Below are 15,070 nucleotides of genomic sequence, written 5' to 3' on the forward strand. Positions count from 1 at the left end.
ATACAAGACGGCGTAAAAAAGATAAAAGGTGAAAACAATAGAAGCCAATCATGAAATTTAAGCTTACAAGTGTACGCTTAAATATGGTGATTTATTTTCCTAACTGATAGACTCAGTCATTATCGTTTGCGAGTGTGTATCTACCATGTCGAGTCAAAGTGTTATCGAACAACAAAACCCAGCTAAAAACCCTGCTAAGTCTGGGCCGTATAGTATTAAAGAAGAGATCGCTAATAGCGTATCCCATGGCTTAGGCGTCATCGCAGGCATAGTGGCATTGGTACTGATGTTACTCAAAGGGCAAGATCATCTAACGCCAATTCAACTAACAGGCGTTGCCATTTATGGTGCGAGCATCATAGTGCTTTTTCTATGCTCGACCTTATACCACAGCGTTAGCCATTCAGGCTGGAAACATAAACTTAAGATCGCCGATCACTGCGCAATTTACTGCTTGATTGCAGGAACTTACACACCTTTGATGCTGATAAGCCTACAGGGGACGCAATCGATAGTGATTTTAACAGCGATTTGGTCGCTTGCGATTGGTGGGGTCCTATTTAAGACGCTATTTATTCACAAATTCAAAAAGTTAAGCTTAGTCTTGTATCTCGCCATGGGTTGGCTATGTGTCACTGTGATGGGCGATTTAACGGCGGCCATGTCGGAGTTAGGTTTTAATCTATTGATCTTAGGCGGATTATTTTACACTTTAGGTGTTGTGTTCTACGTCGGGAAACGCATTCCATTTAACCATGCCATTTGGCATTTGTTCGTGCTTGGCGGTGCCATGAGTCACTTTCTGTGTATTTATCTGACTGTTATTTAAATGACTATGATTTAACTGATGGTGATTTAACTGGCTCTGATTTAAATGACTATGACTTAACAGATGGTGATTCAACTGACGGTGGTTTATATAAGGGTCAAAGCTAAAAGTCGTTAATTATCTATTCATGCACTTCCTCAAACGTTCTCTCGAACATCGCAATCAAGTACGGCTATTCAATTCAGTAAACAGCGACGCTAATAGCGTCGCTTGTTCTGCTCTGCCACACTGGCGCCAAAGCGCAATAATACATTCTGCGGTACACAAGCCCCCTTCTTGTTGATTACGCCGCAATATAAAAGCGGATTCAGGCATAAGTGGTGGCAAACTGACTCGTGCAGCCGTTTTCAGATAGGGGCTCTGGCGCAGCATCTTACGTGCCTCCTGCCAGGTTGCATCTAAAATCACCACTTGGCTCGGCATTCGCTGTTCTGCTATCACTGTAGATTGTGCTGCCGCTAACAACATTTGTGCATTCGAGAGCACTGGCTCAGCTAAATCCGTATCTAAGTAGTTATGTTCAGTGGGCAAAGCGGGCTCAGTTTCACTTGCTGGAAACAACAGTTTAGCCTGCTGCGATGCCAGCATAGCCACTAAATCGTTATCAGGTGCCGTTCTCGACCAGACGATACTTTTCACCTCTTCAGGGAATGCGGCTAACGCGAGTTGACCAGTATTTGTTTTGCGGCTTAACTCGCGTTCGTGGGTCAATAAAATAATCTGCATTGCCTTCCTTGCTGCGGCAAAAGAATGAGAAATAGCATTAAACATCTACTGTTGTCAGCCACAGGCTCGAAGCAGTATCAGCTTAAAAGATCAGGTTGAAATAACGACGTTTAATCGCTAACCAAACCCTGCTCACTCAGTTATGTGTGAAATAAAATCATATATTAAACACATGATTTGAAAGTGATATAACTTACAAACATTCCAACACTATCTGTTTTAGCAGAAAAGTTTCACGCTCTATTGATTGGCCTTTATGGGGATGATTACGCTGAATATCTTCGTTATGAGCGATAGCTTGATGAATATTAAGCCATTCAGGCCGCATGCCATTTTTTATCTCATGGGCTTCTAATCGAGTCTCACCTAAACCACGCTCGCCCAGTGAGGTGTCGATACGGCACACGTAACAGAATGACTCCATGTGCACTACGTTCGCCCCTTCACGATACCAAGGCCGAAACTCTTCGTAACGACCAAAGGGGGCTAACACTTGAATGTCTAGGGCGCCGGTTTCTTCCTGTAGCTCGCGGATCAGTCCATCCTCGAGGCTCTCGCCGTCGTCAATCCCGCCGCCGGGTAAGCTGTAATCGCGATATTTTTGGGTATACAGCAGCAAAATGTCTTCACCCGATAACACTATCGCGCGGGCAGCTCTGCGATAAAAAACGCGTGCCGTCTGTAGGTTAACCGCTGGATCTTGGGTGGTTCTCAATAAACGCATAGTCTTAGCCATTTGCCGAAAAGGAGTCGCAGCATAAACGAAAATGTGCCAAATGCAGATCAAAAACTGTAGCAGAGGCAATAATCACACTCAGTCCCGTTCGAGTGATTAATAGGTTTTAGCGATTAGACTCTTGATTATTAACGGGTTAAACTAAAATCGTTTTACACATGATGTTAAGATCGCGATGCATCATCTCTTTCGCCTGATTCTCATCTTTAGTGCTCACGTAATGCCTAAACGGCAAAAATGCTCAAGAGCATTCAAACTCACTATGCTCACTCAAGAGCTGGGCCAATTGCTGCTGATAAGCATCAATAATCTCTGGTGTTTGCTTATGCGTGGGCATGCGTTGGTAATGACCAATCACCTGCGACAGATAACGCTGCGCTCGCGGCAAACTTGCTTCATCTAGCATCTGCCACATTAACGAACCCGTAGCACTGATAGGCCGACCATTTGGAGCCGCGATTGTACTGACATGGAGGATTTCGTAGAAACGTTGATTCTCTTCCAATAAGTGTTCCGACTTCAGCCCTAACCCTAAGGCAGTGAGTGATTGCCTGACATAATAATTATGATGCACGGGACACAAAATAAATTCGAGGTGCCGCTGTGGGTGCTTGGCTAGAATTGCCTTCACTAAGTCCACCAGCAGTTCACCGCCCACACCAGCGATGATAATCAACTGTTTATCTTTGTCACTGGTTTGCGCGAGCGGTAAAGCCGCAACATCAAGGCAATGCACTTGCCACTGAGTATGACGACTTAAATTTGGGTCCATGTCTAGGTTTAAGTGTGGGTCTGAGTGGAGGTCTAAGTGTGGATTAAGGCCTGATATGTCAGCGGGGAAGAAACGCTGCAAACGCAGTTCAAGCGCCTGCATCAGCGAAGGCACACAATCGACAAAGTGTACATGGCGGGCAGCGCTCCTTTCTAGCAACAGCATACCGAGCAAACCATGATCGCAGCAGCAATCCCAAATATGATCGTAATGGCCACTGATCATGCTGTTTATCTGTTGTAAACGTTGGCTAATTTTCACGGTTTGACCTTACTGCTGCGGCTCAAAATACTATAAATCCCACTGTAAATCCCACGCTAAATTGCATTTTTAAGCAAAAAGAAAGCGCGCATATTACCCGAGTCAAAAGCAAACCACATCTTTTGTTCGTGCCCTCGCAATACTTCTCGTCACGTCTGTTACGTCACGCCTTAATGTGGTGAATACGTATGCAGGCCGTTGCGGTTAAAAAGCCATCGCCACTAGTATGCTGTGAGTCACATTCATTATAAAAACAAGGATCAAGGAATGTTCATCAAGACCAACCCTATTCAGTTTACTGGCCGTCACTTAACAAAGAGTCACGCTCGCCAGAGCTCATCACGCCAAAAGCGATCGCAAGCGCGATTAAGCCATTCACTTATCGCCCTTGCAGTTACGAGTCTTTTTAGTGCCAACGTATTTGCTAAAACCGTTACCGTCAGCTCACCCAACCAACAAATTCAAATCAGCTTGAGTGACGATACAGGCCGCCCCGAATATAAAATCGATTTTCACGGCAAAACAGTCATAGAACCGAGCCGCTTAGGCTTAGTTTTTCAATCCCTTGGCGAACTCGGTCAAGGATTACAGATAAAAAGCAGCGAGAAAAAAAGTGCTGATGACAAGTGGCAACAACCTTGGGGCGAACAGGAATGGATCCGCGATCAGCACAATCAACTGACTGCAGTATTAAGTAATGGCAAGGTGCAACTCGAAATCGAATTTAAAGCCTTTGACTATGGGATTGGCTTTCGCTATCACTTAGCCCCACAAGCTGCCCTGCCCGCCAATTCGCCGCTATTAATCACTGACGAGTTAACCGAGTTCAATGTCGGCAAAAGCGATAAAGCTACAGCATGGTGGATCCCTGCCCGCGGCTGGAATCGCTACGAATATTTATATCGCACCACAGCGCTTAAAGACGTCGATAGAGCCCATACCCCCTTCACCTTTAAACTCGCAGACGGTACGCACTTAAGTATCCACGAAGCCGCCTTGGTGGACTTTGCCGCCATGACCTTAGATCAACAGCGCGATGGCAAACTAAAGGCGGATCTCACGCCTTGGTCCGACGGTATTCGCGTCAAAACCCAAGTGGGTTTTTATACGCCATGGCGCACCATTCAAATTGCCGACAAAGCAACTGGGCTACTCAATTCGCACCTCATCCTAAACCTCAATGAACCCAATAAACTCGGCGATGTTACTTGGGTAAAACCAGGGAAATACGTCGGTATTTGGTGGGGAATGCACTTAAACGAAAATACCTGGGGCTCGGGCCCAACCCATGGCGCAACCACCAGTGAAACAAAGCGTTATATGGATTTCGCCGCTAAATATCAGTTTGATGGCGTACTAGTAGAAGGTTGGAATGAAGGTTGGGACGGCGACTGGTTCCACAACGGCGATCAATTTAGCTTTACCAAGGCCTATGCTGATTTCGATCTGCCCGCCATCACAGCCTACGGAGCAAAGCAAGGTGTACGTTTAATCGGCCACCATGAAACCGCAGGTTCAGTCACGCATTATCGCGATCAAATGGCTGATGCCTTCGCCCTGTATGAGCAGCATGGTGTTACTCAAGTCAAGACGGGCTATGTCGCCGATGGTGGCCAAATCAAGCGCATAGATGACAAAGGCATTACCCGTCACGAGTGGCACGACGGCCAGTTTATGGTCGGTGAGTATTTGCACAATGTCACCGAGGCTGCGAAACACCATATCAGTATCAATACCCACGAGCCGATTAAAGACACAGGCCTGCGCCGAACCTATCCAAACTGGATCTCCCGCGAAGGTGCCCGTGGCCAAGAATACAATGCTTGGGGTAGCCCACCAAACAACCCTGAACACACGGCCATGTTACCCTTTACCCGCATGCTTGCGGGTCCAATGGACTTTACTCCGGGGATTTTTGACTTAGCGCCCAAAGGGTTGGATGCAGAAAATCGTGTGCAGACCACGTTGACCAAACAGCTCGCCTTGTACGTTGTGCTCTATAGTCCAATCCAAATGGCAGCGGATCTGCCGCGCAATTATGAAAAGCACTTAGATGCCTTCCAATTTATCCGCGATGTGCCCACAGATTGGTATCAAAGTGTCGCGCTGGCCGGTGAAGTCGGTGACTATGTGGTCTTTGCTCGCCAAGCGAAGGATCAAGGTGATTGGTACTTAGGCGCACTCACGGATGAAGCCGCACGCAAGGTCACGGTCAAACTGGATTTCCTCTCCCCGAATAAACGTTATCAAGCACAAATTTACCGCGATGGCGCAAAAGCCGATTGGAAAACCAATCCCTATGATTATGTGATTGAAACCAAAGAGGTAAGTGCTAAAGATAGCCTAAACCTCGCACTCGCCAGCAGTGGCGGCACGGCAATAAGGTTCAAAGTGCTTTAGGTTTAGTACTTTAAATTCAGCACTTTAGGTTTAACTCTTTAAATTCAGCATGTTAACGTTAGCGCGTTAACTGAGTGTTTGAGCGAGTGTTTGAGCGAGTGTTTGAGCGAGTGTAAAAATACAGAGTAAACAACAGAAAGTCACCAAGGATGTACCTTGTCCTTGGTGACTTTTTATTGCCAGATAGCACCTGTTTATCCCAATACAAAACGTAAAAGTTAATCTCCCCTTGAAGCGTCTTAGTTGATGTTGGCGTAAATTCAGTTCGTGCCCATTGACCGACAAATCGGTATAAATCGAATAAACAGGCTATAAATGCCCTCGCAAACTCACCATAATTGTAGACAGACCATGCCAGTACAAGGCAAATGCGTACAAGCAACACAGGTGCAAAAATGCCTCAGCTCAGTTAGATTAATCTGACCTTCCTTTACTTGCTTATGGTGCTCAGCTTGCGATATCGGGCAAATTTATTAGAAATGCGCAGCTTTAAACGTTTCGAAACTGAACTCGCGCACTTAGGCTTTAGCCATTTTAAACCCTTAGCGCCACTTCGCCCTTGGGTGCAGCGCTATTTTCATTTGCGCGTAGCGACTGATTTACCGCAGAGCATTGAGCAGACATTTTATCCAGACGGCGGCACTAGCCTGCATTTCTATTTCCAAACGCCAACTCAAACGCTCAACGGCGAAGAGCCTCAAGTGTTATTTCACTGTGGTCAAAGCATACATTCCCACGCCTTTTTGCCAGGAATCGAGCTGATGACAGTTCGCTTTCACCCCGGCGGCGCATTTCATTTACTCGGCATTGAACTGCAAGATATTCTGTCTGCCGCATCAGTGACGACTATTGATGCGACACAATTACAACTAATGGGATTGAAGCAACTGTTATCGCAACTGGCGGAAACCAATCAGCCAGCCCAACGCATCGCCCTACTTGAGCGCTGGTTGTTGCAACTCTCCCAGCAGCAATTTGGTGCGGTGTTAACTCGACATAAAAGCGCTATGGTTGGCTTAGGGCAGGCGAATTTACCAAAGCTTATTCAAACCCAAGCCAGTTTAGAGGATTTCTATAAGCAACTTCCCTTAAGTCGCCGTCAGTTTGAACGAAGATTTAAACAAGAAACCGGATTGTCACCCGCGCAGTTACTGCAATTAAACCGAGTCAAAATCGCCCGAAACTTACTCAGCCAATCACCTAACCTCAGCCTAGTGCAGGTCGCATTCGATTGCGGATTTTACGATCAAGCCCATCTACATCAACACTTTGTACGGGTGACACAGCAAACTCCAGGACAATACAAAAAGCGTAAAATGTCGCAAATCTCCAATCCTACATAGCGCTAACCGCTTAGATTAAAGCCTCAGCTTATAGGAGGCATTTATGTCAGAACGTATACCACTCCAGCGAATTTACCAGCTACAACCCGTACTTGCTAACGCATTGCTCAGCTTAGACAAAGCGGCCGGTGACTCCCACTTTTCGCCATTACTGGTGCATTTAGTCAAGCTTAGAGCATCGCAACTCAATGGCTGCGCGTTTTGTCAGCGAATGCACGCCGAGGAAGCCAGAAGTGACGGTGAAGAACAACTACGTTTAGATTTACTTGCCGCTTGGCAGGAGGTCGATGGAATCTTTAATGAACGGGAACGTGCAGCGCTGCTCTGGACAGAAATCTTAACCCAAGTTGCTACTGCCCCCGTGCATGACAGTCAATATGCGGCGCTTGCAGAGCATTATTCCGAGAAAGAAATTGTCGACCTCACCAGCTTAATCATTGCCATTAATGGCTGGAACCGCGTCGCGATTGCCTTCCACTTGCAACCCATCTAGCGGCACATAAATGGACAAATAAAAAGGGCACCGAATCGGGTGCCCTGCTTGTTGATATCGCTATGTGGTTCTTATCACTATGCCGTTTGTATAGTTAACTTAATGTCAGTGCTACTATTTTAAGTGGATGATTGTCATCGAACGAAGGGAAATCCTCATGGGGATCTAGCCAAGTGTACATAGTGACTGTACGGCCTTGTTTTTCAACGCAGCGCACTAAACTGTCGAACCATGCTTGGCGCTCGACTTTCGCCACATTGTTACAGCAAACGATAGTGCCACCGACTTTGGTCGCCATTAATGCGGGCTTAAACAAACCTTGATAATCATTGACCAAATCGACAATACCAAAAGCACTCTTGGCATAACGCGGCGGATCGAGGAACACCAGATCAAACTGGGTTTGCGCCAATTTGGGATAACTCGGTAATTTTTGATTGCGACGCCCTCCCACACTCAAGCCTGCCAATTGGCGCAATGCCGGAAACGCATCACTCTGCACAAACTCACATACATTCGACACCTGATTTAACGCCGCATTCGCTTTGCCCGTCGCTAAAGCAAAGGAAGAAAAATCAACATTCATCACCTGAGTCGCGCCGCCGATGGCTGCCGCAGTACCAATGCCGCAGGTGTAGGAAAACAAATTCAGCACGGTTTTATCTTGGCTGTGTGCCCGCACATATTCGCGGCCAACACGCATATCAAGGAATAACAGCGGATCTTGTCCTTCGTGGCGCAGTTTAGTGCTGAACTTGATGCCATTTTCCTGCATTACTCGCTCAGAACTCGCGATCTCTGTCAGTGCGGGTGATAAGGCATTCAATACACGGGAATGGCCTAATGAACGATCGTTATACACTATCGGCAAATCGGCCTGTTGTAACAAAACAGTGCCGACATCAACCAACTCTTCGTCGGTTAAGGTCTGATGAAAACTCTGCACTAACCAAACATCGCCGTAGCGATCGACATTCAAGCCACTGACGCCTTCGACTGTCCCATAGAACACCCGAAAACAATCGGTTTGATCCTGTTCTGCTTGTTGTAAAAAATCATGGCGTTTCGCCAGAGCCGTCGATAACAGCGTTTGAATAGACATAAAAAGCAGGACTCGCGCAGCGGAAACCTGCGTAAGGTTTCAAGAGAGAAAACGGCATAATACCAAACTAGGTCGCAGAATATCGGATAAATTCACCAAGCCAGTGCTAAAAAACGGGCTTTGGCCCGATCCAACGAGGGCCCGACGCCCTTCGCATCGATCTCTAAATATCACTGTTGAATATAGCGTTCGATACCGCTCATACTGATCAGTTTGGATAATCATTAGCTTGAAATCTAGCGCTCGTGTTTAGCTAGCGTCAGTGCGATCTTAAATTAAGCCGTTTTCTGAGTGCCCTTTCATTCTTAGTGCATCTGAAATTCACTTATTTCACCCGTTTGCTATTCAGTTCACTGAGTCCTTGATGTATAAGGGTTAAGCAGGCAGATGGGTCTTCTAATGGCAGCAGATGTCCATATCGCTTATCTTCTAAAAATACCGTATCCGGCGTGAGCTGTTGCCAGCGCAGCCAGGTCGCTTCAGAAAAGAACACTGACGGTTTCCCTCGGATGGCGACGCAGGGAAGCTTTATCTGCTTCAATATCGATAATACATTCGGCGGTTGAGTGTAGTTATGCGCTTCCCATCGTTTAGGAAACTTCAACGTGAATTGGCCATCATTGTGTTGATAAACCCCGAATTGGGCTAAGGCGGCAAAAGCCTCATCATCAAAGCGTTTGTATAACTTACTCATTTTGCAATATTCAAGGAAATGCTCACGACTTTCCCACGCATCGCGCTTCTTTAAGGTGTTTTTGGCGGGCGCGGTCAAATTCATTAATGATTTAGGCATTAACTTGGCAAACCAAGCGATAGGGCGCGACACCATTGCAGGTTCAATAAGTATCAGTGCTTTAAACAAATCGGGTCTTTTGTTAGCGGCAAGAATGGTACTGGTTGCTCCCATCGAATGACCCATTCCCACAATTGGCGCACTGCAATGCAGCTCAATATGCAAGATCAAATCATCGGCATATAGCTGCCAATCTCGGCGCTTAGGCGGCAAACCTACATCGGGCCATGTCGGCCTTAACTCGAGTGCATTAAGGCTAAAGGCTTGCTGCAACTTGGCCAATAAAGGCGCATAAACACCTAATGGAAAACCATTGGCATGGTAGAAATGTACGCTTTCACCAGTATCATAAAAGGTTTTAAAAACCTTAGCCTGTTGTAATTCAGTCCAAATTTGATCCATTAAATCCTACTTATCGCGTCCCAATTTTCTAGTTCAACGGATTCAATCGCACTAATCTCAGCCACTAGGCACCTTCCGCTCAAGCTACGAAATCTAGCGATGAAATCAAACCTGTCGATATCAGTCTTTACGACAGCCTTAAAAGGTCATTAAATCACTTCAATTAACTGCTCTAATCCGGGCGCAGTTTTAGTCGGCACAAACTCTATTACCTCAAACTCGGCAACATCGGCAATGCAGAACGGATCTTGCTGCAAAATAGCCTCTAGCGCCGCACGACTATCAGCCATAGCGAGGATAACGCCGCCGGTTCGAGGCACCTTGCGACCCGAGGCAATAAAAGTCCCTACAGCATAATTCTCATCAAGGTAGGCAATGTGCGCGGCTAAATGTAACTCCACTTCGGCAATCGTTTTTTTATAGGTGAGCGAAACAACAAACATAGGTATCCTTTCTAATAAGAACATAATCTCTGATGCTATCACTTTTGGATGACTTCATCATGAACATAAAAGTTAATTTACCATTAAACTAGCACCATCAAACTTTAATCGGAAACACCAAAACCAACCAAACTCCACCTCTCATTTATCAACACTTACACAACATTAGTAACAACCAAAATATAGCACTTTAGTACTGTTGTACCATCGATTCTCTTACTCTAATATTTTATCTTATTTTCAGAATTGTGAATTGATTTCGCATAGTTTTCTTTCAAGCATAAGACATTAAAAATGAATGAGTTTTCGTCAAAGAAGAGCATTGGTCAACGCGGAAAATTTATATTCAGAGTCATTGCCAGCACTATTATTATTTTTATATCTACACAGGTAATTGCAGACATGTTTGATTTTCTAAAGAAATACGATGTACACCTGTCCCCTGAAGTACATGGTGCCATAACCTTAAACGGTTTACCTGTTGAGGGTATCACTGTGGAGCGAAATCTCAATTACGACAAAGTGTATATTGATAAAACAGTAACAGACAAAGAAGGCAAGTTTCATTTTCCAGACATTAATATTCGCTCTCGTCGTCCTGGGAAAATGTTAGATGAAACAAGAAATAGGCAAGCTATTTTTGCTTACTATAACAATGCTGATTATCTGCTTTGGTTAACAACGACAGACAGCGTCAAACCTATTAAGAAATTTAGTGAAATACTTAACAATCTTGTTTGTGAGTTAACTTCTCCTGAAATGAGTTATTACCTTACGAATGATGAGCATCCAGACTTTCCGTATCCAGTTAAATCTATCTGTCACTTTGTAAATGAACAACCGATTTAGTTATCCCCATCGGAAAACGTTATTAAAAGGAATTTACTATGCCAACACTGCCACCCAAAATAGCAGTACAATTAGCCTCTTTAGCCTACGACATTAAAGACCCCATTAATGGTCGATATACTTTAAACTCCCCAGATGTTGAAAGAAACTTTTCTTTTGATCTTTCAAACGGTCCCATTAAAGGGGTTTCTGGAAGCATATTCTCTCGATTATTAAATCGAAAAACAGGTTTTGCAATTGTTGGCACAGGTAAAGAACAGTTCAAAGATGACCATGTCATTTCTATAAGAGGCACTGACGGACTAGAAGATGCAATAACTGATGGACACTTTGGTCTAACCGTCGCAGATAATAATGCTTTGATCCATGCAGGTTTCAACAAAACATTTCAGAGCATTAAACCTGCACTTGAAAGTACATTAACCCCTCTGCTGTCAAAATCATCTTCAGGAATTGTCCATTGTGTTGGTCACAGTCTTGGTGGAGCACTTGCACATTTGACTGCAGATTGGGTTAAGCATCGCTATAAAAATAAAGTCTTTCTTTATTCCTTTGGTGCTCCTAGAGTTGGATTGGATAGTTTCTCTATTAAAAGTACCAACTCTATAGATAAGATTTTTCGTTGTACTCATGCATCAGATCCAGTTCCTATGGTTCCACTCTGGCCTTATGTCCATGCACCTTATCAAGGTTCAGAAATATTACTCGCCTCTGGTGATGGTATTCGCCCTGAAGCACATAAAATGTCAACCTCTGCTAACCCTGGGTATCTTAATACCGCAAACAGCAGTAGCTGGAGGAATCTACAACAAAAATCTTCACTCAATTTAGCGACGGTAAGATTAGATTATCAAAATCGCTATCAAGCATCATTTTCTGGCTATTGGGCCGATAGAATCAGTGCAGGCTTAATTACCCTTCTCAAAGATGCAGGATATTATGCAGCTGTCATGGGACAAGCAACTATTGGTACAGGCCTTACCTTTTATGATTTGCTAGCAAGAGCGCTTGAAGGTATTGCTAAAGCCTCAGTTAAGTTTGGAGAACAAACTAAAGGTTTACTAGGGCACATGCTTGTATTTGCAGGGCAAGTTGTGACTGAAATAACAGAATTATCATATAGATTTATAAAGTGGGTTTTAGATAAAACAATTGGCGCACTTTATAAAAGTGCACGACAAGCTATGGATAATTTATAATAGAAATCATATTTTTAATCTGGTACATGGCTAGAATCACTAATCTAGTCATGTACCTTATTTTAAGAATAAATCTCATCATAAACCACCTATCTACCATAGAAAATATAACTCTGGTTCATATGCTCGCCCTCATTATCATTAGTATTCAAATCGATACTATGACTTATCTTAAAAAGGAACAAAAATGCCAACAACACTGACAGTATACCGTGGAGAGAAAAGTGCATGGTGGCCTGAACCGAGTATTCGCTTAATAAGTGGAATGACCTTATACCAGCCTTGGCCAGTAAACACACCATTATCATTATGGAATAAACTAAAACAAGAAGTATCACGTCAAGTCGGATTTACGGTAGATAAGAAAGTAGCAGCCTATGCACAATTTCTAAGATCATCAGGTCAACCCTATGCATTATCGACCGCATGGACTGAAACAGGCTCGTTTACTTCAGATTTCAACTACGTAATCGAAATTCCAAATGTACACATTTTTTACTGGGGAGGAACCAAAGAGAATCTAGAATTAGGGGAACAAGTCAATATTTCTAGTCCAAGCCAAGTAACTAAAGACTTTATCGTGCTAAACGCTTCAACATTAGCAGCATCAACAATTTTAGGTTTCGGTCATAATACTGGCACTAAAGAAATAACCTTCTTTCATGATATGCCTATCAAATTCATCAGTTCATGTAACAACAAAACACCCGCTGAGCTTGAGATAAAAAAAGTACAAGACCTTAGTTTTGAAGAAAAAATAAAGTACTCAAAATTTATCAGAAGGTAAGGAAGGTATACGACTACCTCAAGAATAACCAAGTCGAATCATTTGTAAAAAACATGACATGTGAGATACCCATGTCATGTTTTTTCTTATTATGATAGATATATCAACATCAGAACTGAACACCGTAAAACATCTCAATTGATATCCTAATAACCTGTATCGTGTACACGAGAAGCTATAAACTTTATCAAATTGTTAATTCTTGCCAGTGCTAGAAAGATAATTGATGAAGGGCATTAATATTTTTAAGACATTTACCGAAAACGTAACAGAAAATTAGCCTAGCCCCAATGCCGAATCTCAGTGATAAGCTTCATTTTGACTCGGTTCAGTGTAATGACGCTTTTGAATTTATTGATCTAACGTATTGTATTCATAATCCAACTGCCCCGTTTGGCTGTCATGCAACTAAACTAACTGATGGCGAGCACTGTAACTATAACTGCGTTCATGCAGTCAAGATTAACAACTGAAGGAACCATTTTGATGTGAATGTGAGGAGAAGTTCACTTGTGCCATAGGGCCCGATGTATTTTATACGGCCATACATTAGACTGCCAAGCCAGCGTTTTGGCTTAAAAGATTATTGGATATGGAAAGTGTCATCTTTTTAAGCCAAATAACTATTTGTCTCGATGTAAAGCGTTTGAGAGGGCAACAATATCTGCCATTACTTGTTTCTCACCCAGTTCGGCCAAGAATGCGAGATGTTCTAAAGCTTTTACTTTTTGCAGGTTTTCCAGTTTTAGGGCTCCACCGAGAGCCAAAGCAGGTACAAAAGCATACGTTTCATCGGCTTCTAACGGCCCTAATTTGATCATAGCCCTCTCAAATAGAGGTTTGCCTTCGGTATCTTCTTCTTCCAGACTATTTTTTGAGGTCGTTGCAAAAAACAAATCTATGGTGCGTTCTGCTCCCCTTTTCTTCAAATCTTCGCTTTTATCCGTTGGAAATATCATCCCATAACAAGGGTTAATATCGAGGCTTGGCCCTGAAGTTTCGCCCCATACATACAAACGGCCGAAGGCACTGCGGCCTATAACATAGTAGTTATCCTTGCCGACAAAGTGGGTGCCTGCCAGCCATAAGTCTAAAATTTCGCTGTAATCTGCCGGATTCACCGTCCAAAAAATACCCTCGCCCCAGCCACAGAAACCATATTCCTGCCAATATTCCAACAGCCTAGCCGGTAGCTTATCTTCAAAAGACCGTAAAACAGCCTCGGATGGTAGTTCCGATTTTATCTCCGGGCCAAACCCTGCGAAAGTATAAAAATTATCAAAAAACTTATTCATTCTTTACTTAGGCGTTCAATTTCGTCGGCCAGCAGCTGATCCCATTCGAAGTCAATATTAAACTTACCTGTTGGTTCTAAAGTAAAAACAGATCTATTCCAATTATTATTCTTATTCACTGTTGTTATCGCATATAACTCTTTATACAATTTAAATAATTTATACCCTGCAGATAGATCAATCTTCTCATCAAGATCATTGACATAATAAATATCAAACTCAGCCGCTGTTTCAAAAAACTCAGTTTCAATCCTTATAGCATTCCATTTATCATCTATCTGTTCTATACAATGGTTTGCTATAGCCATATAAATCTCATCAACACTTTCCAAATCTAACCTCCGGGTTGATTCATAAATGAACCGCTCTTTTTCTTTCCATCAATAAAATAAGTAACATCAAAAGCAACTGGTCTCTTAGAATTGTTTTCATAAATTGCCTCAATACTAACAGATACTTTCTTTGGAGGAACTTCCTTTAAGGCCTCTGCCCATTTATTCTCCATTGCCTTCCAGGCACCCTTATTAAGGTTCCCATCCATGGCAGCATAATTAATTTGTTCACCTGGTCCATCGAAAATAGAGGCAATTAAATGACCACCTTCATCGTTGTCGAGTCCATCTTTAATACCCTCAGCCTT

Annotated in this window: 16 protein-coding genes; 7 read left to right on the plus strand and 9 right to left on the minus strand. The window is 43.5% G+C overall.

Annotated features, from left to right (window positions below; translation table 11 throughout):
- The first annotated feature begins 145 nt into the window (after positions 1-145).
- On the plus strand, positions 146-829 hold the full coding sequence (trhA, locus tag AAA952_RS06005; RefSeq protein WP_338255296.1) for a PAQR family membrane homeostasis protein TrhA: 684 nt from the start codon (positions 146-148) through the stop codon (positions 827-829).
- 162 nt (positions 830-991) lie between these two features.
- On the opposite strand, the gene AAA952_RS06010 is transcribed toward trhA, so the two are convergent.
- From AAA952_RS06010 to AAA952_RS06020, 3 genes are all read right to left on the minus strand, one after another.
- On the minus strand, positions 992-1,555 hold the full coding sequence (locus AAA952_RS06010; RefSeq protein WP_338255298.1) for a tRNA-uridine aminocarboxypropyltransferase: 564 nt from the start codon (positions 1,553-1,555) through the stop codon (positions 992-994).
- Between the two features lie 193 nt (positions 1,556-1,748).
- Positions 1,749-2,279, minus strand: coding sequence for an NUDIX hydrolase (locus AAA952_RS06015; protein ID WP_012089309.1), 531 nt, complete (start codon positions 2,277-2,279; stop codon positions 1,749-1,751).
- 253 nt (positions 2,280-2,532) lie between these two features.
- Positions 2,533-3,324, minus strand: a complete 792-nt coding sequence (locus AAA952_RS06020; protein ID WP_338255300.1) for a tRNA (adenine(22)-N(1))-methyltransferase — start codon at positions 3,322-3,324, stop codon at positions 2,533-2,535.
- 267 nt (positions 3,325-3,591) lie between these two features.
- Between AAA952_RS06020 and AAA952_RS06025 the strand changes: the two genes are divergently transcribed.
- The 3 genes from AAA952_RS06025 (at position 3,592) to AAA952_RS06035 (ending at position 7,560) form a co-directional block, all read left to right on the plus strand.
- Positions 3,592-5,724, plus strand: a complete 2,133-nt coding sequence (locus AAA952_RS06025; protein ID WP_338255303.1) for a glycoside hydrolase family 97 protein — start codon at positions 3,592-3,594, stop codon at positions 5,722-5,724.
- 440 nt (positions 5,725-6,164) lie between these two features.
- The gene (locus AAA952_RS06030) at positions 6,165-7,067 is read left to right on the plus strand and encodes a helix-turn-helix domain-containing protein (RefSeq protein ID WP_338255305.1); all 903 of its coding nucleotides are present in this window, start codon (positions 6,165-6,167) and stop codon (positions 7,065-7,067) included.
- Between the two features lie 43 nt (positions 7,068-7,110).
- Entirely contained in the window at positions 7,111-7,560 is a 450-nt protein-coding gene (locus AAA952_RS06035) for a carboxymuconolactone decarboxylase family protein (protein ID WP_338255308.1), read from the plus strand.
- Positions 7,561-7,654: 94 nt separating this feature from the next.
- On the opposite strand, the gene AAA952_RS06040 is transcribed toward AAA952_RS06035, so the two are convergent.
- The 3 genes from AAA952_RS06040 to AAA952_RS06050 all read right to left on the minus strand — a co-directional run bounded on the left by AAA952_RS06040 (position 7,655) and on the right by AAA952_RS06050 (position 10,300).
- Positions 7,655-8,662: a class I SAM-dependent rRNA methyltransferase gene (locus AAA952_RS06040; RefSeq protein ID WP_338255310.1), complete on the minus strand. Its 1,008-nt coding sequence runs from the start codon at positions 8,660-8,662 to the stop codon at positions 7,655-7,657.
- A gap of 325 nt (positions 8,663-8,987) precedes the next feature.
- Positions 8,988-9,857, minus strand: coding sequence for an alpha/beta fold hydrolase (locus AAA952_RS06045; RefSeq protein ID WP_338255312.1), 870 nt, complete (start codon positions 9,855-9,857; stop codon positions 8,988-8,990).
- A gap of 149 nt (positions 9,858-10,006) precedes the next feature.
- Entirely contained in the window at positions 10,007-10,300 is a 294-nt protein-coding gene (locus AAA952_RS06050) for a YciI family protein (protein ID WP_338255313.1), read from the minus strand.
- Positions 10,301-10,594: 294 nt separating this feature from the next.
- On the opposite strand from AAA952_RS06050, the gene AAA952_RS06055 reads away from it, so the two are divergent.
- The 3 genes from AAA952_RS06055 (at position 10,595) to AAA952_RS06065 (ending at position 13,135) form a co-directional block, all read left to right on the plus strand.
- The gene (locus AAA952_RS06055) at positions 10,595-11,149 is read left to right on the plus strand and encodes a DUF6795 domain-containing protein (RefSeq protein ID WP_338255315.1); all 555 of its coding nucleotides are present in this window, start codon (positions 10,595-10,597) and stop codon (positions 11,147-11,149) included.
- 38 nt (positions 11,150-11,187) lie between these two features.
- Positions 11,188-12,348, plus strand: a complete 1,161-nt coding sequence (locus tag AAA952_RS06060) for a lipase family protein (protein ID WP_338255317.1) — start codon at positions 11,188-11,190, stop codon at positions 12,346-12,348.
- Positions 12,349-12,535: 187 nt separating this feature from the next.
- A complete protein-coding gene (locus AAA952_RS06065; protein ID WP_259579437.1) occupies positions 12,536-13,135 on the plus strand; it encodes a hypothetical protein in 600 nt (199 codons plus the stop codon).
- Positions 13,136-13,758: 623 nt separating this feature from the next.
- On the opposite strand, the gene AAA952_RS06070 is transcribed toward AAA952_RS06065, so the two are convergent.
- From AAA952_RS06070 to AAA952_RS06080, 3 genes are all read right to left on the minus strand, one after another.
- Positions 13,759-14,430: a GAD-like domain-containing protein gene (locus tag AAA952_RS06070; RefSeq protein WP_338255323.1), complete on the minus strand. Its 672-nt coding sequence runs from the start codon at positions 14,428-14,430 to the stop codon at positions 13,759-13,761.
- Positions 14,427-14,762, minus strand: coding sequence for an immunity protein YezG family protein (locus AAA952_RS06075; RefSeq protein WP_113940355.1), 336 nt, complete (start codon positions 14,760-14,762; stop codon positions 14,427-14,429). Before AAA952_RS06075 ends, AAA952_RS06070 begins: the two co-directional genes overlap by 4 nt.
- Positions 14,763-14,764: 2 nt before the next feature.
- A partial coding sequence (locus AAA952_RS06080) for a DNA/RNA non-specific endonuclease (RefSeq protein WP_338255328.1) occupies positions 14,765-15,070 on the minus strand: 306 nt, incomplete at its 5' end.

This window comes from Shewanella sp. M-Br (genome assembly GCF_036245925.1).
Classification (GTDB): domain Bacteria; phylum Pseudomonadota; class Gammaproteobacteria; order Enterobacterales; family Shewanellaceae; genus Shewanella; species Shewanella oncorhynchi.

Excerpts from the sequence above, each read along its gene's own strand:
- trhA (WP_338255296.1), top strand. The coding sequence starts at position 146 with ATGTCGAGTCAAAGTGTTATCGAACAACAAAACCCAGCTAAAAACCCT.
- AAA952_RS06010 (WP_338255298.1), bottom strand. The coding sequence starts at position 1,555 with ATGCAGATTATTTTATTGACCCACGAACGCGAGTTAAGCCGCAAAACA.
- AAA952_RS06015 (WP_012089309.1), bottom strand. The coding sequence starts at position 2,279 with ATGCGTTTATTGAGAACCACCCAAGATCCAGCGGTTAACCTACAGACG.
- AAA952_RS06025 (WP_338255303.1), top strand. The coding sequence starts at position 3,592 with ATGTTCATCAAGACCAACCCTATTCAGTTTACTGGCCGTCACTTAACA.
- AAA952_RS06030 (WP_338255305.1), top strand. The coding sequence starts at position 6,165 with ATGGTGCTCAGCTTGCGATATCGGGCAAATTTATTAGAAATGCGCAGC.
- AAA952_RS06035 (WP_338255308.1), top strand. The coding sequence starts at position 7,111 with ATGTCAGAACGTATACCACTCCAGCGAATTTACCAGCTACAACCCGTA.
- AAA952_RS06040 (WP_338255310.1), bottom strand. The coding sequence starts at position 8,662 with ATGTCTATTCAAACGCTGTTATCGACGGCTCTGGCGAAACGCCATGAT.
- AAA952_RS06045 (WP_338255312.1), bottom strand. The coding sequence starts at position 9,857 with ATGGATCAAATTTGGACTGAATTACAACAGGCTAAGGTTTTTAAAACC.
- AAA952_RS06050 (WP_338255313.1), bottom strand. The coding sequence starts at position 10,300 with ATGTTTGTTGTTTCGCTCACCTATAAAAAAACGATTGCCGAAGTGGAG.
- AAA952_RS06055 (WP_338255315.1), top strand. The coding sequence starts at position 10,595 with ATGAATGAGTTTTCGTCAAAGAAGAGCATTGGTCAACGCGGAAAATTT.
- AAA952_RS06060 (WP_338255317.1), top strand. The coding sequence starts at position 11,188 with ATGCCAACACTGCCACCCAAAATAGCAGTACAATTAGCCTCTTTAGCC.
- AAA952_RS06065 (WP_259579437.1), top strand. The coding sequence starts at position 12,536 with ATGCCAACAACACTGACAGTATACCGTGGAGAGAAAAGTGCATGGTGG.
- AAA952_RS06070 (WP_338255323.1), bottom strand. The coding sequence starts at position 14,430 with ATGAATAAGTTTTTTGATAATTTTTATACTTTCGCAGGGTTTGGCCCG.